General features: G+C 54.5%; 19 protein-coding genes. 4 read left to right on the top strand and 15 right to left on the bottom strand.

Features of this window, described 5'->3' with window-relative positions; translation table 11 throughout:
* Positions 1–125: 125 nt before the first annotated feature.
* Entirely contained in the window at positions 126–1316 is a 1191-nt protein-coding gene (gene hmpA / locus ACKI5T_RS05105; protein ID WP_407436040.1) for an NO-inducible flavohemoprotein, read from the top strand.
* Between the two features lie 38 nt (positions 1317–1354).
* Here the strand turns inward: hmpA and glnB are convergent, their stop codons facing one another.
* The 5 genes from glnB to purL form a co-directional block, all read right to left on the bottom strand.
* Positions 1355–1693 carry a nitrogen regulatory protein P-II gene (gene glnB, locus ACKI5T_RS05100; protein ID WP_002914032.1) on the bottom strand — a complete coding sequence of 113 codons (339 nt, stop codon included), beginning with the start codon at positions 1691–1693 and terminating at the stop codon, positions 1355–1357.
* A 78-nt stretch (positions 1694–1771) separates the two neighbouring features.
* Positions 1772–3109, bottom strand: a complete 1338-nt coding sequence (gene glrR, locus ACKI5T_RS05095) for a two-component system response regulator GlrR (RefSeq protein ID WP_015960033.1) — start codon at positions 3107–3109, stop codon at positions 1772–1774.
* Entirely contained in the window at positions 3106–3870 is a 765-nt protein-coding gene (gene qseG / locus ACKI5T_RS05090; protein ID WP_407436034.1) for a two-component system QseEF-associated lipoprotein QseG, read from the bottom strand. Before qseG ends, glrR begins: the two co-directional genes overlap by 4 nt.
* Positions 3867–5300: a two component system sensor histidine kinase QseE/GlrK gene (gene qseE, locus ACKI5T_RS05085; protein ID WP_407436032.1), complete on the bottom strand. Its 1434-nt coding sequence runs from the start codon at positions 5298–5300 to the stop codon at positions 3867–3869. Before qseE ends, qseG begins: the two co-directional genes overlap by 4 nt.
* Before the next feature lie 592 nt (positions 5301–5892).
* Positions 5893–9780, bottom strand: coding sequence for a phosphoribosylformylglycinamidine synthase (gene purL, locus ACKI5T_RS05080; protein ID WP_407436030.1), 3888 nt, complete (start codon positions 9778–9780; stop codon positions 5893–5895).
* A gap of 266 nt (positions 9781–10046) precedes the next feature.
* On the opposite strand from purL, the gene mltF reads away from it, so the two are divergent.
* Complete coding sequence (gene mltF, locus ACKI5T_RS05075; protein ID WP_407436028.1) at positions 10047–11600, top strand: membrane-bound lytic murein transglycosylase MltF; 1554 nt, start codon at positions 10047–10049, stop codon at positions 11598–11600.
* Here mltF and tadA read toward each other — a convergent pair.
* The 4 genes from tadA to murQ are packed head-to-tail and all read right to left on the bottom strand — an operon-like array spanning position 11485 to position 14962.
* Positions 11485–11994, bottom strand: coding sequence for a tRNA adenosine(34) deaminase TadA (gene tadA / locus ACKI5T_RS05070; RefSeq protein WP_407436027.1), 510 nt, complete (start codon positions 11992–11994; stop codon positions 11485–11487). The two genes, mltF and tadA, sit on opposite strands and share 116 nt — an antisense overlap.
* Before the next feature lie 57 nt (positions 11995–12051).
* Complete coding sequence (gene yfhb, locus ACKI5T_RS05065) at positions 12052–12687, bottom strand: phosphatidylglycerophosphatase C (RefSeq protein ID WP_407436025.1); 636 nt, start codon at positions 12685–12687, stop codon at positions 12052–12054.
* A gap of 3 nt (positions 12688–12690) precedes the next feature.
* The gene (locus ACKI5T_RS05060) at positions 12691–14052 is read right to left on the bottom strand and encodes a PTS transporter subunit EIIC (RefSeq protein ID WP_407436023.1); all 1362 of its coding nucleotides are present in this window, start codon (positions 14050–14052) and stop codon (positions 12691–12693) included.
* A gap of 16 nt (positions 14053–14068) precedes the next feature.
* Positions 14069–14962: an N-acetylmuramic acid 6-phosphate etherase gene (gene murQ, locus ACKI5T_RS05055; RefSeq protein WP_407436021.1), complete on the bottom strand. Its 894-nt coding sequence runs from the start codon at positions 14960–14962 to the stop codon at positions 14069–14071.
* 117 nt (positions 14963–15079) lie between these two features.
* On the opposite strand from murQ, the gene ACKI5T_RS05050 reads away from it, so the two are divergent.
* Together ACKI5T_RS05050 and ACKI5T_RS05045 are read left to right on the top strand one after the other, a co-directional pair.
* Complete coding sequence (locus ACKI5T_RS05050; protein ID WP_015960042.1) at positions 15080–15928, top strand: MurR/RpiR family transcriptional regulator; 849 nt, start codon at positions 15080–15082, stop codon at positions 15926–15928.
* A 56-nt stretch (positions 15929–15984) separates the two neighbouring features.
* Positions 15985–16245 (top strand): YfhL family 4Fe-4S dicluster ferredoxin, encoded by a 261-nt coding sequence (locus tag ACKI5T_RS05045; protein WP_133629580.1) that lies wholly within the window; start codon positions 15985–15987, stop codon positions 16243–16245.
* Here ACKI5T_RS05045 and acpS read toward each other — a convergent pair.
* The 6 genes from acpS to lepB form a co-directional block, all read right to left on the bottom strand.
* On the bottom strand, positions 16242–16622 hold the full coding sequence (gene acpS / locus ACKI5T_RS05040) for a holo-ACP synthase (RefSeq protein ID WP_015960044.1): 381 nt from the start codon (positions 16620–16622) through the stop codon (positions 16242–16244). The genes ACKI5T_RS05045 and acpS overlap by 4 nt on opposite strands.
* Positions 16622–17353, bottom strand: a complete 732-nt coding sequence (gene pdxJ, locus ACKI5T_RS05035; protein WP_407436018.1) for a pyridoxine 5'-phosphate synthase — start codon at positions 17351–17353, stop codon at positions 16622–16624. Before pdxJ ends, acpS begins: the two co-directional genes overlap by 1 nt.
* Before the next feature lie 27 nt (positions 17354–17380).
* Positions 17381–18088, bottom strand: coding sequence for a DNA repair protein RecO (gene recO, locus ACKI5T_RS05030; protein ID WP_041689706.1), 708 nt, complete (start codon positions 18086–18088; stop codon positions 17381–17383).
* Positions 18089–18219: 131 nt separating this feature from the next.
* Positions 18220–19125, bottom strand: a complete 906-nt coding sequence (gene era / locus ACKI5T_RS05025; RefSeq protein WP_015960047.1) for a GTPase Era — start codon at positions 19123–19125, stop codon at positions 18220–18222.
* A complete protein-coding gene (rnc, locus tag ACKI5T_RS05020; RefSeq protein ID WP_015960048.1) occupies positions 19122–19802 on the bottom strand; it encodes a ribonuclease III in 681 nt (226 codons plus the stop codon). Before rnc ends, era begins: the two co-directional genes overlap by 4 nt.
* Before the next feature lie 221 nt (positions 19803–20023).
* Positions 20024–20998: a signal peptidase I gene (gene lepB, locus ACKI5T_RS05015; protein WP_059179475.1), complete on the bottom strand. Its 975-nt coding sequence runs from the start codon at positions 20996–20998 to the stop codon at positions 20024–20026.
* Positions 20999–21009: the final 11 nt, after the last annotated feature.

Raw genomic sequence — 21009 nt, 5'->3', positions numbered from 1 at the left:
CGGATTTCTTTTCAGGTTTGTGATGCACATTTTTCATGATGCACAGACCCATTTACAACGCAGGGTTATTTTTTATAAGATGCATATAAAATACATCATTAAAATATCACCTGAAGGAAATTGCTATGTTAGACGCTCAAACCATCGCTACGGTCAAGGCTACCATTCCCCTACTGGTTGAAACCGGACCAAAACTCACCGCCCATTTCTACGATCGCATGTTCGCGCATAACCCGGAGCTCAAAGAGATTTTCAACATGAGCAACCAACGCAACGGCGATCAACGTGAAGCGTTGTTTAACGCCATCGCGGCTTATGCCAGCAATATCGATAATCTTGCGGCGCTTTTGCCAGCAGTCGAAAAAATCGCGCAAAAACACACCAGTTTCCAGATCAAACCGGAGCAGTACAATATCGTTGGCAGCCATCTGCTGGCGACGCTGGATGAGATGTTCAGTCCTGGCCAGGAGGTGCTGGATGCCTGGGGCAAAGCCTATGGCGTGCTGGCGAATGTGTTTATCAATCGCGAAGCGCAAATCTACAGTGAACACGCCACTAAAAATGGCGGCTGGGAAGGAACGCGTGCTTTCCGCATCGTAGAGAAAACACCGCGTAGCGCGCTGATCACCAGTTTTGAATTTGAGCCGGTTGATGGCTTGCCTGTCGCGGACTATCAGCCAGGCCAATATCTTGGCGTGTGGATCAAACCCGAGGGGTTCCCTCATCAGGAAATCCGCCAGTATTCCCTTACGCGCAAACCAAACGCTAAAGGCTATCGCATTGCCGTGAAACGCGAAGATGGCGGTCAGGTATCAAGCTGGCTGCACAACCACGCCGTGGTTGGCGACGAAGTTCATCTTGCCGCGCCGGCGGGGGACTTCTTTATGGCTGTTGACGCCAATACGCCTGTTACGCTGATTTCCGCAGGCGTCGGCCAAACGCCTATGCTGGCGATGCTGGACACGCTCGCTCAAGCCAATCATAGCGCTCAGGTTAACTGGTTCCACGCGGCGGAAAACGGCGATGTACATGCCTTTGCCGATGAGATCGCCGCCATGACGACCGGTTTGCCGCGCTTTAACGCACACACCTGGTACCGTCTGCCAACGGATGCAGATCGCGCAAATGCACGTTTTAACAGCGAAGGGTTGATGGATTTAAGCCTGCATGAGGGATTATTCAGCGCGCCGGAGATGCAGTTTTACGTCTGTGGGCCGGTGGCGTTTATGCAGTTTGCCGCGAAGCAGCTGGTTGAGCTGGGCGTGAATAAAGACAACATTCATTACGAATGTTTCGGCCCGCATAAAGTGCTGTAGTAGGACTTCCCCTCCCGAGCGGGAGGGGAATATTCAGATTAGATTGCAGCGTCGTCTTCTTCACCCGTACGAATACGAATGACGCGCGCCACATCAAAGACGAAGATCTTACCGTCACCAATTTTACCGGTTTGCGCCGTGCGGATAATGGTATCCACACAGGTATCCACGATATCGTCAGTCACCACAATTTCGATTTTCACTTTCGGCAGGAAGTCCACCATGTACTCTGCGCCACGGTATAACTCGGTGTGGCCCTTCTGGCGACCAAAACCTTTCACCTCGGTCACTGTCATCCCGGTAATGCCAACTTCAGCCAGCGCTTCACGCACATCATCCAGTTTGAAAGGTTTAATAATCGCATCAATCTTTTTCATGGTGGGTCCTTAAACGCCTGTCTTTTGCAGCTTCGTAATCGATTGCTCACAGTATCATAAACAATCAAATTTGCGGTATTACTCTTTAAAGTCGTTCGCTTCCAGCTCATGGCGCGACAGCAGTTTATAAAACTCTGTACGGTTTCGCCCAGCCATGCGCGCGGCGTGCGTCACGTTGCCCTTGGTGATTTGCAGCAGCTTACGCAGATAGTTCAGCTCGAACTGATTACGCGCTTCAACAAACGTCGGCAGCGCGGTGTTTTCGCCTTCAAGCGCCTGCTCCACCAGTGCATCGCTGATGACTGGCGAAGAGGTCAGCGCCACGCACTGTTCGATCACGTTCACCAGTTGACGGACGTTACCCGGCCAGCCGGCGGTCATGAGCCGTTTCATTGCATCGGTTGAAAACGCACGCACAAACGGCTTATGTCTGTCCGCCGACTGGCGCAGAAGATGATTTGCCAGCAGCGGAATATCTTCCGCACGCTCCGCCAGCGCGGGGATTTTCAGATTGACGACGTTCAGGCGGTAGTAGAGATCTTCGCGGAACTCTTTACGCTCCATCGCTTTTGGTAAATCACGGTGAGTGGCCGAGATAATACGCACGTTAATGTCGATATCACGGTTGCTGCCCAGTGGACGAACTTTGCGCTCCTGCAACACACGCAGCAGTTTGACCTGCAATGGTGCGGGCATATCACCAATTTCATCGAGGAACAGCGTCCCGCCTTCTGCAGCCTGGAAAAGCCCTTCCCTGCTACTCACCGCACCGGTAAATGCGCCGCGTGCATGGCCAAAGAGTTCAGATTCCAGCAGCTGTTCCGGCAGCGCACCGCAGTTAATCGCAATGAAGGCGTTTTTACTGCGCGGACTGGCGTTGTGTATCGCCTGCGCCAGGATCTCTTTCCCGGTGCCGCTCTGCCCATTAATCAGCAGGCTGACGTCGGATTGCGCGACCATGCGCGCTTGTTCCAGTAAGCGCAGCATAATCGGGCTGCGCGTGACGATGGATTCACGCCATTTTTCATCAACGGACGGAGCGGAATGTTCCAGCGCATCGTCAATGGCTTTATACAACGCGTCTTTGTCCACCGGCTTGGTCAGGAAGCTAAACACGCCCTGCTGTGTTGCGGCGACTGCATCAGGAATCGAGCCGTGGGCCGTGAGAATAATGACCGGCATTCCGGGCTGCAACTTCTGGATTTCGACGAACAGTTGCATGCCATCCATCTCGTCCATGCGCAGATCGCTGATCACCAGATCGATTTTCTCGCGACCAAGCGCCTTCAGCCCTTCCTGTCCACTTTCGGCCGTGACAACGCTGTAGCCTTCGCTGACCAGGCGCATACCCAGTAGCTTCAGCAAGCCGGGATCGTCATCCACCAGCAGGAGATGGGCAGGTTTGCGACTTGTCATGGCTTCACGTCCTCTTGTTTCGAAGTACCACCGTCATCATCAGGCGTTTTGGTCGGCTGCGCGTTAGTTTTCGGTCCGTCCGGCAGATAGTTGCTGGCAGGCTTACGCGTGGATAGCTGACGCTCAATATCCGTGAGGTTTTCCAGCTTGCGCGTCGTGGTTTCAAGCTGCGCGCGCAAATACTGGTGTTGTGACCGAAGCGTATCCAGTTCCGCGTCGGCGGATTGCTGCAATTTACTGTAACGGAAGCGCTCTTCGGCGAGCTGCAATTGCAGGACCTGCCCGTCACGCCAGAGCTGATACACCGGGCGGACTTGCGCAGGAATTTGTGGGCTGAGCGCATCCATCCGCGTGGTGTTCACGCGACGCTCAACCGGGTTAATTTTGGCATTGGCCAGCAGGATGCCGCGTTTGAAACTGTCCTGCCAGGTGTCATCGGCCCACTGGTGGGCCTGCGCGCGCGCTGCCGCAGGTGACAGCCGATCGGCGCAATCAATTCCCCGCAACCAGAATAACGGGTTCGCTTCGACATCATGGCCGTTCAGTTGCCAGATGTTTTCGCAATCAGTCGAGAGGAAATCGGCCAACTGATGCTCAGGTAATTTATCGTCTTGTTTATCGCTGATTGCACTTTTCGGCGCGTGGGAAACGCATCCCGCCAGCAGCAGACATGGCAGGCCAGCACAGATAATTTTACGGGAAAACACCGCGTTAATGGCGCGAGAAAAGACGTGTAACATACTCACCAGACTTAGATTCATTGCATTGATTTTTCCGGCTCAAGAGGCAGTTCAATACGAAAGCAAACATCGGCGCGATCGTCATGCGAGATATACAACTCGCCGTGCATACGCCGTATGCAGTCGCGGGCGATACTTAAGCCCAAACCACTCCCCTTTACCGCACCTTTTCGCTGATGACTTCCCTGGAAAAAGGGCTCAAAAATCATCGTTTTTTCGTCATCCGGAATGGGATCTCCGGTATTGGCAACATCGACACACACCCGCGATCCCTGGGTGAAACTACGAATATAAATGTTACCGGATTCAGTACCATAGTGCACCGCATTGGAATAAAGATTGTCCAGCACACTCATTAATAGCATAGGCTCTGCAAAACAGACTGGCTCCTGGAGATCCAGTTCGGTATGCATCATTTTAGCTCGCGCAGGCAAGCTGTGGGCGGAGAGCACCATATCCACCAGCGGTTCGATCTCCACTCTTTCCAGTTCAACCGCGCCATCAGCCAGCTTCCGGTTGTAATCCAGCAGTTGTTCGATCAGTTTTTGCAGATTACGGCTACTGGCATCCAGGATTTCAACGATCTCTTTTTGCTCGGTGGTTAACGGCCCTGCCACCTCATCGGCGAGCAGTTCCGTCCCCTCGCGCATACTGGCGAGCGGCGTTTTTAATTCGTGGGAGATATGGCGTAAAAATTGGTGGCGCTGAGATTCCAGCCACGCCAGTCGCTCAGAGAGCCAGATAATCCGTTGCCCCACGGAACGCAGTTCCCGCGGCCCTTTAAACACCACGGTATTCCCGAGAGATTTTCCTTCACCCAAAAGATTAATCATCCGTTCAATGCCTTTTACCGGGCCGATGATCATGCGAGTAAACAGCAGCACCAGCCCAAGGCTGACCATAAAAAGCACCAGCGCCTGCCAGCCAAAGAACTGACCGCGCTCAGCGATTTCCTGTTGCAGTTGCTGTCCGCGGGAAAAAATGACGGTACGGGTTGTTTGCACCATCTCGGTATTGGCGCTGGCAAACGCTTCGAGCCGGACCGTTGCGACGGCATCAGGCCCACTGTTTTTGCACTGCAATTGCCCCAGATCGTTCAGATCCTGGCGCAGCGCTTGGTACAGCTTATCGTCAGGGAGCACGCCCGCATGCGCGTCCAGCATTTCGCTGTAGCGTTTGCGTTGATTTTGATAGACCTTTTCCAGCGTACGGTCGTCCAGCACGCAATACTGGCGATAGCTGCGCTCCATTTCCAGCGCGGCGTTGGTCATCGCCTCACTACGGCGGGCATCAATGAGCGTCGTGCGGTTAGTCTGCGCGGCCTGGGCGCTGAGCGCATTCAGGCTTTGCCACGCCTGCCATGCCAATACCAGCAGCGGTAACAGGATGAGCAGGAACGCCATCATAACAAGCTGTCGCAGGGAGCGAGGAAAAACAGACCAGCGTTTCAACGCATGACTCTCTCAGTGAGGGGGGTCTGGAGAGCGTACCGAGTCTGCCCTTCAGATACAACAAAGCCGGGTAAAAACCCGGCTTTGTTGTGCAATGAGGCGGTGCCTTACTCGACGTTTCGCCCGGAGCCTGATAAAGCTTGCGCAATAATCAGTAGTTGGACGGCAGGCACCTTTTTGTGCGTCATTCGAAGTTTATGTAGCGCGTCCCGAAGGGGCTGACATAAGAGGGTGAATGAGCCACTGGTTAATATTATGCAACAGCCGTGCCAAAAAACAAAACAAAATATTAACATTATGAAATATATAAGTTTTACTACAATATCCTGTTACTTACTGCCTGAATAATTTCCAGGCTAAGTGTCGCTTATTGACTACACCTTATTGCAAACTTTCTAACCACCTTATAAATCATGATGTTAAGCGTCGCCATTTAGAGACACCTCAAAGGCGCCATTGTCGGGGATGACCGACACCTAAAGATGCGCGCCGTCACAATGAAAAAGCCCGGTCGCATTGACGCGGACCGGGCTTTGAAAGCACATCTCATCCGCCGGACGTAACGCTTATCGTCCGGCGCCAGGCAACGGGGTTACCCCAACTGCTTGCGCGCATTGCGGAAAATACGCATCCATGGGCTGTCTTCGCCCCAGTTTTCCGGGTGCCATGAGTTGCTGACGGTGCGGAATACACGCTCCGGATGCGGCATCATGATAGTCACACGGCCACTTTCGTTGGTCACCGCCGTAATACCGTTGGCGGAGCCGTTCGGGTTTGCCGGATAAGTTTCTGTCACTTTGCCGAAGTTATCGACAAAGCGCAGCGCCACCAGCCCTTTGCTCTCGATCTGAGCCAAATGCGCAGCATCGCGCACTTCAACCTGGCCTTCACCGTGGGAAACGGCGATGGGCATCTGCGAACCCACCATTCCCTGCAGCAGCAGAGATGGGCTTTGCGTCACTTCCACCAGGCTGAAGCGTGCTTCGAAGCGGTCGGACTGGTTACGCACAAAGCGCGGCCAGGCTTCGCTGCCCGGAATGACTTCGCGCAGATTGGACATCATCTGGCAGCCGTTACACACGCCCAATGCCAGCGTCTGTGGACGATGGAAGAAGGTTTCAAACTCATCGCGCACGCGATTGTTGAAGAGAATGGACTTCGCCCAGCCTTCACCGGCGCCCAGCACGTCGCCGTAGGAGAACCCGCCGCAGGCCACCAGCGCCTGGAAGTCCTCAAGACCCATGCGGCCAGCCAGCAGGTCGCTCATGTGCACGTCGATAGCATCAAAGCCCGCACGGTGGAACGCTGCCGCCATTTCAACGTGGGAGTTCACGCCCTGCTCACGCAGCACAGCGACCTTCGGACGCGCACCGGTCGAAATATACGGAGCCGCAACATCCTCGTTGATATCGAAAGAGAGCTTCACGTTCAGGCCCGGATCGTTATCGTTGGCTTTCGCCTCATGCTCCTGGTCAGCGCATTCCGGGTTATCACGCAGGCGCTGCATCTGCCAGGTGGTTTCAGCCCACCACATACGCAGCGTCGAGCGGCTTTCGCTGAACACCGCATGACCGTCCGCTTCAATGACAAAGCGATCGCCCACCACGGCTTTACCCAGATAATGCACGCAATCAGCCAGACCATGCTGCGCCAATAGCGCTTCTACGGCTTCGCGATCCGCCGCACGCACCTGAATCACCGCGCCCAGCTCTTCGTTGAACAGCGCCGCCAGACGATCGTCGCCCAGCGCAGCAATATCCGCTTCCACGCCACAGTGGCCGGTAAAGGCCATCTCCGCCAGAGTGACCATCAGGCCGCCGTCTGAACGGTCGTGGTAGGCCAGCAGTTGGCGCGCGGCCACCAGCGCCTGAATTGCCTCGTAGAAGCCTTTCAGCTGTGCCACATCACGCACGTCAGCAGGTTTGTCACCAAGTTGACGGTAAACCTGCGCCAGCGCGGTCGCCCCCAGCGCGTTGTGCCCTTTACCCAGGTCGATAAGCAACAGGGCGTTATCGTCGGTAGAAAGCTGCGGCGTGATGGTATGACGTACGTCTTCAACACGCGCAAAAGCGGTAATCACCAGCGACAGCGGAGACGTCATCTCGCGCTGCTCATTACCTTCCTGCCAGCGGGTTTTCATCGACATCGAGTCTTTGCCCACCGGAATGGTCAGGCCGAGCGCAGGACACAGCTCTTCGCCTACCGCTTTCACCGCTTCGTACAGACCGGCGTCTTCACCAGGGTGCCCTGCAGCCGCCATCCAGTTTGCGGATAATTTGATGCGTTTGATGTCGCCAATCTGCGTGGCGGCAATGTTCGTCAGCGCTTCGCCAACAGCCAGGCGCGCAGAAGCAGCAAAGTCGAGCAGCGCGACCGGCGTACGTTCGCCCAGCGCCATCGCTTCGCCGTAGTAGCTGTCGAGGCTCGCGGTGGTAACCGCGCAGTTCGCCACCGGGATCTGCCACGGGCCGACCATTTGATCGCGTGCCACCATACCGGTCACGGAACGGTCACCGATGGTCACCAGGAAGGTTTTCTCTGCCACCGCAGGCAGATGCAGAACGCGGTTTACCGCATCGGCAATTGTCACACCATGCAGATCCAGCGCTTTGCCCGTCGCTTTACGGGTTTGCACATCGCGGGTCATTTTTGGCGTTTTGCCCAGCAGCACATCCAGCGGCAGATCGATCGGCTGATTGTCGAAGTGCGGATCGTTCATGGTCAGGTGCAGTTCTTCTGTCGCTTCACCAATCACCGCGTATGGCGCGCGCTCACGGCGGCACAGCTCGTCAAACAGCGGCAACTGATCGGCAGCGACGGCCATCACGTAGCGTTCCTGAGATTCGTTACACCAAATTTCCAGCGGGCTCATGCCTGGCTCATCGCTCAGAATATCGCGCAGATTGAAGCGACCACCGCGACCGCCGTCACTCACCAGCTCTGGCATGGCGTTCGAAAGACCGCCCGCGCCGACATCGTGAATGAACAGAATCGGGTTGGCATCGCCAAGCTGCCAGCAGCGGTCGATCACTTCCTGACAGCGACGTTCCATTTCCGGGTTGTCACGTTGGACGGAGGCAAAATCAAGGTCTGCGTCAGATTGACCGGACGCCATAGAAGACGCCGCACCGCCGCCAAGACCGATATTCATAGCCGGACCGCCGAGGACGATCAGCTTTGCGCCCACAACGATCTCGCCTTTCTGGACGTGATCGGCGCGAATATTGCCGATCCCACCCGCCAGCATGATCGGTTTGTGATACCCGCGCAGCTCTTCACCGTTATGGCTATCGACTTTTTCTTCGTAGGTACGGAAGTAGCCGTTCAGCGCCGGGCGTCCAAATTCGTTGTTAAAGGCTGCGCCACCCAGCGGGCCTTCGGTCATGATATCGAGCGCGGTGACAATGCGATCCGGCTTGCCGAAATCTTCTTCCCACGGCTGTTCAAAGCCAGGAATACGCAAGTTTGAAACGGAGAAACCTACCAGCCCTGCTTTCGGCTTCGCGCCACGTCCGGTTGCACCTTCGTCACGAATCTCGCCGCCGGAACCTGTCGCCGCTCCCGGCCACGGAGAAATCGCCGTCGGGTGGTTATGCGTTTCGACCTTCATCAGGATATGCGTTGGCTCCTGGTGGAAGTCATAGCGCCCTGCTTCGCGATCGGCGAAGAAGCGGCCCACGTCAGACCCTTCCATCACCGCCGCGTTGTCTTTATACGCTGACAGCACGTGTTCAGGATTTTTCTCAAAGGTGTTTTTAATCATCTTGAACAGCGACTTCGGCTGTTCTTCGCCGTCGATAATCCAGTCGGCGTTAAAAATCTTGTGACGACAATGCTCAGAGTTCGCCTGCGCGAACATATACAGTTCGATGTCGTTAGGGTTGCGGTTCAGCTTAACGAACGCATCCTGCAGGTAGTCAATTTCGTCATCCGCCAGCGCCAGCCCTAAACGCAGGTTGGCGTCAATCAGCGCCTGGCGGCCCTGTCCCAGCAGATCCACGCTTTGTACAGGTGCAGGCTGATGATGGGAAAACAGCTGTTGTGCATCGTCCAGAGAGGCAAACACACTCTCCATCATGCGATCGTGCAGTTCAGCGGCAACCGTCTGCCACTGCTCGTCTGTCAGCGTCGATGCTTCAACGTAATACGCCACGCCGCGTTCCAGACGATTGATCTGGCTCAGACCGCAGTTGTGGGCGATGTCAGTGGCTTTAGAAGACCAAGGGGAGATGGTGCCCGGACGAGGCGTAGCAAGAATCAGTTTACCGGTCGGCGTGTGGCTGCTCAGACTCGGACCATACTTGAGCAGGCGTTCGAGCTGCGCTCGCTGTTCTGCATTTAAAGGAGCATTCAGGTCAGCAAAATGGACATACTCAGCGTAAATAGTGCTTACCGGAAGGCCGTCAGCCTGAAAACGTGCCAGCAGTTTGTTGATACGGAAGGCAGATAGTGCAGGCGAACCACGCAGAATTTCCATCATAAGTCTCTCGTCTTCGAAGCGCCTGAGGCGCTTACAGTGTGCGCAAGGGGAAAACGGGCGTCATTATAGAGAATCCTGAGCGCCGACGAAACCGTTTGCGTCGAAATAAAATCATTCTGAATTTTTATCGATTGGTGTGACCTGTCTCTGTAATTAGTTGCCAACTGGCGCAAGTTTACGCAAAATGCCGCTCATTCAATGGTAAACCTTATTCTTAACATGACTACAGCACACTGAGGCATCGCACTGCGCAGAGAATTAACTAATTGAAAAAATTCAAGATTAATTATCTGCTCATCGGCATAGTCACCTTGCTGCTGGCAGCGGCCTTATGGCCTTCAATTCCCTGGTTCGGCAAAGCCGAAAACCGTATCGCCGCGATTCAGTCGCGGGGGGAACTGCGCGTCAGTACTCTCGACTCCCCGCTGACCTATAACAATGTGAATGGCAAAATCATTGGCCTGGATTATGAACTGGCGCAACAGTTTGCCGATTACCTTGGCGTAAAACTCAAAATCACCGTTCGTCAAAATATCAGCCAGCTGTTTGACGACCTGGATAATGACGATGCCGACCTGCTGGCCGCCGGGCTGGTGTATAACAGCGAGCGGAGCAAAAACTATCAACCTGGCCCGACATACTATTCTGTTTCGCAGCAGGTGGTGTATCGCGTCGGTGGCGTTCGCCCACGTACGATGGCCACGCTTAACGAGCAGCAGCTCACCGTCGCGCCGGGCCATGTGGTCATTGACGATTTGCGTGTCCTGAAAGAGAAAAAATATCCGGATCTGAGCTGGAAAGTCGATGAGAAGCTGGGTACCACTGCGCTGCTGGAGCAAGTGAAAGACAAAAAGCTGGCGTACACGATCGCCGATTCTGTCGCGATCAGTTTTTTCCAGCGCGTTCATCCAGAAATCGCCGTTGCGCTTGATGTGACCGATGAACAGCCCGTCACCTGGTTTAGCCCGCTCGATGACGATCAGACGCTCTCCGCTGCCATTCTCGATTTCTTTAATTCCATGAATGAAGAAGGCACCCTGGCGCGACTTGAAGAGAAATATCTCGGGCACGGCGGTGATTTTGATTACGTTGATACCCGCAGCTTCCTGCGTGCCGTTGACAGTGTGCTGCCCGATTTACAGCCCCTCTTCGAGAAATATGCCGAGGAAATTGACTGGCGTTTGCTGGCGGCAATTTCCTATCAGGAATCACATTGGGATGCCCAGGCGACGTCACCGACCGGTGTGCGCGGTCTGATGATGCTCACCAAAAATACCGCGCAAAGTCTCGGCCTGACCGATCGCACCGATGCCGAACAGAGCATCAGCGGCGGCGCGCGCTATTTGCAGGACATGATGGCAAAAGTACCGGATACCGTGCCGGAAGAAGAGCGGATTTGGTTTGCGCTCGCGGCCTACAATATGGGCTATGCGCACATGCTCGACGCCCGTGCGTTGACGGCCAAAACGAAAGGTAACCCGGACAGCTGGTCCGACGTTAAACAGCGATTGCCACTCTTAAGCCAGAAACCCTGGTACAACAAACTCACCTACGGCTATGCGCGTGGGCATGAGGCTTACGCCTATGTGGAAAATATCCGGAAATATCAGATAAGCCTTGTGGGTTATCTGATGGAAAAGGAAAAGGAAGTGACACAGTCCAAGCAGATCGCGCAGAGCTATCCGGTGGTTTCACCGCATGAACTCAATCACCCGGCGACGACGTCGATTCTGCCTTTTGTTGCTTTTTCTGCTGACGGCGCATTCGAAAGAAATCACTTAATAGCCCCGAACACTCTGGTGCAAGCACCCCGCCGATAACCGGCACCTGGTGATTCATACCCGGATGGCCGAGCACGTTCATCAGCGAACCCGCCGCGCCTGTTTTTTCGTCTCGCGCCCCAAAGACCAACGTCCCGATGCGACTGTGTACCATCGCGCCGGAGCACATTACGCACGGCTCCAGCGTGACGTAAAGCGTGGTATCAAGCAGCCGGTAGTTTTGTAATACCAGACCGCCCTGACGCAACGCCATAATTTCGGCATGTGCAGTGGGATCGTGACGCCCAATCGGGCGGTTCCACCCTTCCCCAATCACCTGGTTGTTATGTACCAGAACGGCACCCACGGGCACTTCGCCCTCATCCCAGGCGCGTTTGGCAAGCAGGAGCGCATGACGCATCCAGTATTCATGATTGAGTTCAAGGTCGGACAACGGCTAATACTCCAGTCTGAAAAGCGGGCGCATTATACACACCCGTTATGATTAACACTATTCCAGTTGCTGAAGTTCACCAGAGGGTGTGACTCGCCAGCGGTGCTGGCAAAAATAGAGCAGTGGGTTGTCTTGTTTGCTGTCGCTGTAACCGCTGTACAGCCGCAGCGGCGTACCAATTTTTTTCTCGAGTTGCACGACTTTCTCGTGACCCAGGCAGCGCATAGTCAGCACCCAACCACCATAGGCACGGCCAATTTGGGTGGCGATTAGATTCACGCGTGGCAGCCACGGCGTATCAAAATAGACCTGCTCCACCAGCGGCTGGGGAGAACCGGTAATTAACCAGATATCCGCATCGTTGGCATTCAGATAGGTGGTCAGGCGATCCTGGACCACCGGAAACGCAGTGACATGCTCGCGGAACCACAGGGCAAAATCCTGCTGAAGCTGCTTGAGCCGTGCCTCGCTATGACCAAAAGTACATCCCCATAGCAGCAGGCTCATCGGCCAGCGAGCGGCGCGTCCTTTGATTAACAACGCCATGCCGATCACCGGCAAAAGAGGCAGCACGAGCAGCGCATTGAGGGGCTGGCGGCGCAGCAGATAGCGCATAAATGTGCCAAACATATCCTGCTGATGCAGCGTTCCATCTAGATCGAAAAAGACAACACGTCGCTCGTGATTAACCAAACCTTACTCCTCTGGATCGTTGAACCCTAACAGCCAGGTAAACAGGAACCCGGCGATCACCGCTATTAAATAGCCTAACAGATAGAGCATGACTTTTCCGGTCACGATGGTTAATGCCAGCGGTAAACCTGAAATGCCAAAGGTGATAACGGTCGCCACTTTCCAGTAGCTGATCAGCGCCCCGCCCACAGCACCGCCCAGACAGGCACCGAGGAACGGTTTGCCGAGCGGGAGCGTGACGCCGAAAATAAGCGGCTCGCCGATACCCAGTAACCCTACCGGCAGCGCCCCTTTGATGACCTTTTTCAGTCGGGCGTTGCGCGTTTTCATCAGTACCGCAATGGCCGCACCCACCTGTCCAACGCCCGCCATCGACAGGATCGGCAGCAGGGCGTTGTAACCATGCGCCTGAACCAGCTCAACGTGAATCGGCACCAGTCCCTGATGTAAACCGGTCAACACCAGCGGCAGGAACGTCCCGGACAAAATCGCCCCAACCAGCAGGCCACCGCGATCGATAGCTAAAGAAGCACCGTGAGCAATGGCCTCTGAGATCCATCCGCCTAACGGTTGCAGCGCCACAATCGCGATACTCCCTGTGATCAGCGTCGTCAGCAGTGGGTTAAGAATCAACTCAATTGAGCCTGGCAGCAGGCTGCGCAGTTTTTTCTCTATCCAGCACATCAGGACGACCACCAGCAGCACCGCGATTACGCCACCCCGCCCCGGCTGTAGCGCTTCGCCAAACAGCGTTATCTGCGCCAGCTGCGGACTGGAAAGGATCCCCGCCATCACGCCGCCCATCGCCAGCGATCCGCCAAACACCTTCGCGGCATTGACGCCGACCAGGATATTCATAATGGCAAATACCGCGCTGCCGAAAATGCCCAGGATTCCTAGCATATTAGGATACTGCGTGGCGAAATCCCCGACGATATCCGGACGCTTAAGAATATTGATAATGCCGGTAATCAGACCAGAGGCGATAAACGCAGGAATCAGCGGAATAAAAACGTTCGCCAGCTGTCGCAGCGCATCGCTCATTGGGGCTTTGTATTTGGCTTTCGCCTGAGCTTTGGTGCGTTCCGCGTCATTAAGCACGCCAGCGCCGCCGTCCCCCATTAAGGCCCGCATCGCATCGACAACCTGCGCGGCTTTGCCCGGCCCGACAATCAACTGGTGCTGCGCACCTTGTTTAACGTAGCCGCTGACGCCGGAGAGATTTTTCAGACGAGCGACATCAAGCTGCTCGTCATCCTGAACTTCCACCCGCACCCGCGTCATGCAGTTTTCAAGACGCAGAATATTTTTCTCTCCGCCAATCCCCTGCAAAATGTCGCTGGCGAGCGCTGCTGTTTTTTCCATACACGCCTCTGCTGTTTTAGTTTTCTAACGCGGCCCGCAGGAAACCTTGATGTGCCTCGAGCTTAGCGCGCGCCGCTGCGGCATCCAGCCCACTCAGGAGCATTAGAATGGCGGGTTTCACATCGTGATCGGTTTGTTTGAGCACCGCTTCCGCCTCTTCACGGCTGGCACCCGTTGCCTGCACCACCATGCGACAGGCTCTGTCCACCAGCTTGATATTGGTGGCTTGCATATCCACCATTAAGTTCTGGTAAACCTTGCCGAATTTCACCATCGCGCCGGTGGAGATCATGTTGAGCACCAGCTTTTGTGCCGTGCCGGATTTAAGCCGCGTTGAGCCGGTCAACGCTTCTGGCCCCACAACAGGAGAGATAGCAATCGCCGCGACCTGAGCAATCGGCGACCCCGGATTGCAGGAGATCGCAACCGTCGTGCATCCCAGCTGTTTGGCGTATTCCAGGCCACCGATGACGTAGGGCGTACGCCCGGATGCGGCCAGACCGACCACCAAATCGTTGGCAGTCAGATGAATTGCGATGAGATCGTCTGCACCCAGTTGCTGATTATCCTCAGCGCCTTCGACCGCTTTTAATAACGCGCCGGGTCCGCCTGCAATCAGGCCAAGCACCAGACCGTGCGGCACGCCAAAGGTTGGCGGACATTCTGACGCATCCAGCACACCCAGCCGCCCGCTGGTTCCTGCGCCCATATAAATTATGCGCCCACCGGACTTCAACGCATCAGCTGCCGCATCCACGGCTTTAGCCACCTCAGGCAATGTCTCTTTCACTGCCAGCGCGACCAGCGTATCCTGTTGATTAAAACGGGTTACAAGGTCAAAGGTGGACAACGCGTCCAGATCCATGGTTTGTGGATTACGTGATTCAGACACTAACGAGCCAAGATTCATCTTTTGTACCTCAAGAATTTTTAATTCATAATACCCGTACTATAGTGGAATATAAAATTCATTCAGGTGAGCAAACGTCGATTTGCTGCGGCTATCACATTTTCGCCAGGAGGACGTATGAACTGCTTAATTCGTATTCGCCAGCGTTATGCGGGCTTTGCCCAGAGCGACAAAAAACTGGCGGATTTCCTGCTGGCGCAGCCCGATCACGCGCGTCATTTAAGCTCTCAACAGCTCGCCAGCGAAGCGGGAGTCAGCCAGTCGAGCGTCGTTAAATTTGCGCAAAAGATTGGCTTCAAAGGGTTTCCGGCACTAAAGCTGGCGATCAGTGAAGCGCTGGTCAACAACCCTAATCCGCAATCCATGCCGCTGCACAATCAGATTCGCGGTGATGACCCGATGCGCCTCGTCGGGGAAAAACTCATCAAGGAGAACGTGACGGCAATGCACGCCACGCTTGATGTGAATAGCGAAGAAAAATTGCTCGAAAGTGTCGCCATGCTGCGCAGCGCGAGACGGATCATTTTGACGGGCATTGGCGCATCCGGACTGGTGGCGCGGAATTTAGGCTGGAAACTCACGAAAATTGGTTTCAACGCCATGTCCGAACAGGATATGCATGCCCTGCTGTCTACAGTTCAGGCAATGGCTCCCGACGATCTGCTGCTGGCAATTTCATATTCAGGTGAGCGCCGCGAGATCAATCTTGCTGCGGATGAAGCGTTACGCGTTGGAGGTAAAATTCTGGCGATCACCGGTTTTACCCCTAACGCCCTGCAACAACGGGCGACGCGCTGCCTGTACACCATTGCGGAAGAACAAGCGACGCGCAGCGCGGCCATTTCGTCCACCAGCGCGCAGATGATGCTGACGGATTTGCTCTTTGTGGCACTCGTACAGCAGGATCTGGAACATGCGCCAGAACGTATTCGTCACAGCGAAGAGCTGGTAAAAAAACTGGTTTGAACAGGGAATGAGCGTATAATGCCCGCCCTGTTTGTGTTGTTTCTGAGATTTTCCTGATGGCGCTGTTAATCACTAAAAAATGCATCAATTGCGATATGTGCGAACCCGAATGCCCTAACGAGGCGATTTCCATGGGTGACAGCATTTATGAGATTAACAGCGAGCGCTGTACCGAATGCATCGGTCATTACGAGACGCCGACCTGTCAGAAAGTGTGCCCTATTCCAAACACCATCCTCAAAGATCCTGCGCATGCTGAATCAGAAGAGCAGCTGTGGGACAAATTTGTGCTGATGCACCACGCCGACAAAGTTTAACTTTCGAGAATGACCGTCGCGCAGGCGTAGCGCCGTTCATCCGCCAGCGTCACGTGCATATTGACCACGCCGAGTTTCTCCGCCAGTTTTTGCGCCTCACCCCATAAACGCAGGCGCGGTTTGCCCAGTTCATCGTTAAACACTTCAAACTGATTAAAAGCCAGTCCGTTGCGGATGCCCGTGCCAAAGGCTTTCGCTGCTGCCTCTTTAACTGCAAAACGCTTCGCCAGAAAACGCACCGGCTGTTGATGCGTTTCCCAGATTGCCCATTCGTTGTCGCTCAACACGCGTCTCGCCAGGCGATCGCCACTCCGGGCGATCACCGCTTCGATACGGCCAATTTCAACAATGTCCGTGCCTAAGCCCAGAATCGCCATTACTGACGCGCTTCCAGCATCAGACGTTTCATTTCCGACACGGCTTCTTTGAGACCGCTCATCACTGCCCGACCGATAATGGCGTGACCGATGTTCAGCTCAACCATCTCCGGAATTTGCGCAATCGCTTTGACGTTGTGATACGTCAGACCGTGCCCGGCGTTAACCTTCAAGCCCAGGCTGGCAGCGTAAGTGGCTGCTTTCACGATACGGGCGAGCTCTTTAGCCTGAGCGGCTTCATCTTCGGCATCGGCATAGCAGCCGGTGTGAATTTCGATGTACGGCGCGCCGACCGCGGCAGCCGCTTTGATCTGGTCAAAATCGGCGTCGATAAACAGGGAAACCAGAATTCCGGCGTCAGCGAGGCGTTTGCAGGCATCGCGCATTTTATCCTGCTGTCCGGCGACATCCAGCCCGCCTTCGGTGGTTACTTCCTGACGTTTTTCCGGCACCAGGCAGCAGAAATGCGGTTTGGTTTCGCAGGCAATCGCCAGCATCTCTTCCGTCACCGCCATTTCCAGATTCATGCGGGTATCCAGCGTCTGGCGCAGAATTTTCACATCGCGGTCAGTGATATGGCGGCGATCTTCACGCAAATGAACGGTGATACCGTCTGCGCCCGCCTGCTCGGCAATAAACGCCGCCTGAACCGGATCAGGATATGCCGTACCACGCGCGTTACGCAGTGTGGCGATGTGATCAATGTTGACGCCTAACAGTAATTCAGCCATGACAATCCTCGGTTTTCTCATTGTTCGTTAACGCTTTGGCACAAACTGCCTGAATAATTCTCGGCTCTTTAAAGGCTTGCCACCAAGATACGGCTTGAGGGCGATTCGGGTAAAGCGTTTTGCCGCGCGTAAGGTGTCCTGATCGGGAAATTCACGCTCGGACAGCGCCCGGAGGTGTCGCCCGGTAAAAGTGGTGTTATCAATAACGATACTGGCGATAAACCCTTTCTCTTCCCGATAACGATAAGTCATGGTGTCATCGACTGAATCCCCGCTCCCCGCACAGTGCAGAAAATCGACACCGTAGCCAAGATGCCCGAGCAGCGCCAGTTCAAACCGACGTAATGCGGGTTCCGGCGAGTCCGTTGCGCCAGCCAGCGCCTGAATGCAGTGCAGATAATCAAAGAAGAGTTCAGAGAAGCGGGTCTCATGTTCCAGAACGCGTGAGATGAGTTCGTTGACATACAGACCGCTGTAAAGCGTGATACCGGAAAGGGGAAGCGCCAGAGAGACGGCTTCAGCACTGCGCAGGGTTTTGACTTCCCCACGACCACCAAAGCGAACTAAAAGAGGGGTGAAAGGTTGTAGAGCCCCTTTCAAATTGGAACGTTTGGATCGTGCGCCTTTTGCCACAAGGCGCACGCGACCAGACTCTTCCGTGAAGACGTCCAGCATGAGGCTGGTTTCGCTCCAGGGACGACTATGCAGGACGAATGCGCGCTGCCAGCCTTCCATCATGCTCATCGTCTTTCACGCTGCAGGTGCGTTGGCGGCACCCATTCACCCCGGTCGTTTACCCGAGTAAGCTTCCGGAGATTCGCGGTCTTGCCGCCTTCGTGCACCTCGAAAGCCATCGAGTGTGAAAATCAGACGTCGTCGCCGTAACCGAGGCTGCGCAGTGCGCGCTCATCATCGGCCCAGCCAGACTTCACCTTCACCCACAGTTCGAGGTGTACCGGTGCTTCAAACATGTCCTGCATGTCTTTACGCGCTTCAATACCGATGGTTTTAATCTTGGAACCTTTGTTACCAATCACCATCTTCTTCTGCCCTTCGCGCTCGACGAGGATCAGTCCGTTGATGTCATAACCACCGCGCTCGTTAGTCTGGAAACGCTCGATTTCAACGGTCACAGAGTACGGCAGTTCAGCGCCCAGGAAACGCATCAGTTTTTCACGGATGATTTCAGAGGCCATAAAGCGCTGAGAACGGTCGGTGATGTAATCTTCCGGGAAGTGATGAATCGCTTCTGGCAGATGTTTACGCACAATACCCGCGATGGTATCCACATTCATTCCGCTTTCCGCAGACAGCGGAACGATATCAAGAAAGTTCATCTGGCTTGCCAGGAACTGCAGGTGTGGCAGCAGATCGGCTTTCTCTTGCACGTTATCAACTTTGTTGACCGCAAGAATGACCGGCGCTCTACCGTCACGCAGTTTGTTCAGGACCATTTCATCGTCCGCCGTCCAGCGAGTCCCTTCCACGACGAATATGATCAGCTCAACATCACCGATTGAGCTGCTCGCCGCTTTGTTCATCAGACGGTTAATGGCTCGTTTTTCTTCCATATGCAGACCCGGAGTATCAACGTAAATGGCCTGATATTCACCTTCTGTATGGATGCCAACGATACGGTGGCGCGTGGTCTGCGCCTTTCGGGACGTGATTGAGATCTTCTGCCCAAGTAATGTATTCAGCAGGGTTGATTTGCCAACGTTCGGACGTCCGACGATAGCAATAAAACCACAGTAACTTTTTTCTTCGCTCATTCCAGCTCCAGCATTTTCAACGCCTGTTCGGCGGCAGCCTGTTCAGCCTTACGGCGGCTTGAACCTGTGCCAACCACCGGTTCACTCAGGCCGCTAACCTGGCAATGGATGGTAAATTCTTGATCGTGTGCTTCGCCACGAACCTGCACCACCAGATACGATGGTAGCGGCAAATGGCGACCCTGCAGGTATTCCTGCAGACGCGTTTTCGGATCTTTTTGTTTATCGCCTGGACTGATTTCGTCCAGACGCGTTTGATACCAGTTCAGAATCAGTTGCTCAACAGTCTGGATATCGCTGTCGAGGAAAACGCCACCGATTAATGCTTCGACAGTATCGGCGAGAATAGATTCACGGCGAAAACCACCGCTTTTCAGTTCGCCAGGACCCAGTCGCAAACATTCACCCAGTTCAAACTCGCGCGCAATTTCGGCAAGCGTATTGCCGCGTACCAGCGTGGCACGCATCCGGCTCATGTCGCCTTCGTCAACGCGGGGGAAACGGTGATAAAGCGCGTTCGCGATCACGTAACTCAAAATGGAGTCACCTAAAAACTCTAAACGCTCATTATGTTTGCTGCTGGCACTGCGATGGGTTAATGCCTGTTGCAATAATTCATGATGCTGAAAAGTGTAGCCCAGCTTCCGTTGAAGCCGATTAATTACGATGGGGTTCATGCTATACCAATAAATGAATGCGTCAAAAATGCAGCACACGAAACCGACCTGAGAAAACCAACGCGGTTTCGTGTGCCGTGGCACTGGCTCTGCGCCAACCTTAAACTTCGGGGGAATATTCTATACACAACGGGTGGGGATGTCGTTAGCCAGGTGAGATTATCCTTTAAATAATTCACGTAACCACTCTTATCAGTGGTTACGTGTTCAATTCACACGAATTAATGAATCGCGCCAATACGATTCAAGCGGACGCCAGTCGGCCATTCGCCTTCTTGTTTCTCAAAGCTCATCCAAATCGCGGTCGCTTTACCAACCAGGTTGGCTTCCGGAACAAAGCCCCAATAACGGCTGTCCGCGGAATTATCACGGTTATCACCCATCATGAAGTAATGTCCCGGCGGCACGATCCAGGTCGCTAACGGCTGGCCTGACTGCTGGTAATACATACCCAGCTGATCCTGCGCAATCGGCACGGTCAGAATACGATGCGTTACATCACCCAGCGTTTCCTTGCGTTCTACCAGGCGAATACCGTTTTCTTTGGTCTCGCCTTTTGGCAACTGGAAGAAGCCACTGGTGGCTTCGCCGCCATTACGACGAGCAAAAGTCTGAACGAAGTCGCTCGGCTCAACGTTGGAATAGGTGATTGGCAGCGCGTTTTCACATGCCGTACCGGAACTGCAACCCGGCTGAACGGTGACTTCTTTCGCGACGGGATCGTAGCTGACTTTGTCACCCGGCAACCCTACTGCACGCTTGATGTAGTCCAGACGCGGGTCGTCAGGGTATTTGAAGACCACGATGTCGCCGCGTTTTGGATGACCGGTTTCAATCAATGTTTTCTGGTAGATAGGATCTTTGATGCCGTAAGCAAACTTCTCTACCAGAATAAAATCACCAATCAAAAGCGTTGGCATCATCGAACCTGACGGGATCTGGAAGGGTTCATAAATAAATGAACGCACCACCAAAACTATCGCCAGAACCGGGAACACGGAAGCGCCAGTTTCCAGCCAGCCCGGTTTAGGGCTGACTTTCTTCAGGGTTTTCGGATCCAGTTGATCACCTGTCGCTGCCTGCGCGGCGGCCTGACGCTGGAGACGTTTAGGGGCAAAAATAAACTTATCCAGACACCACAACAGACCCGTCACCAGTGTCGCAACGACCAGGATCAGGGCAAACATGTTCGCCATGCCAACTCCTT

It is taken from the genome of Lelliottia sp., assembly GCF_045627565.1.
In the GTDB taxonomy this organism is placed as follows: domain Bacteria; phylum Pseudomonadota; class Gammaproteobacteria; order Enterobacterales; family Enterobacteriaceae; genus Enterobacter.
The sequence above is the reverse complement of the archived record's forward strand: the minus strand, read 5'-3'. Positions and strand labels throughout refer to the sequence as shown.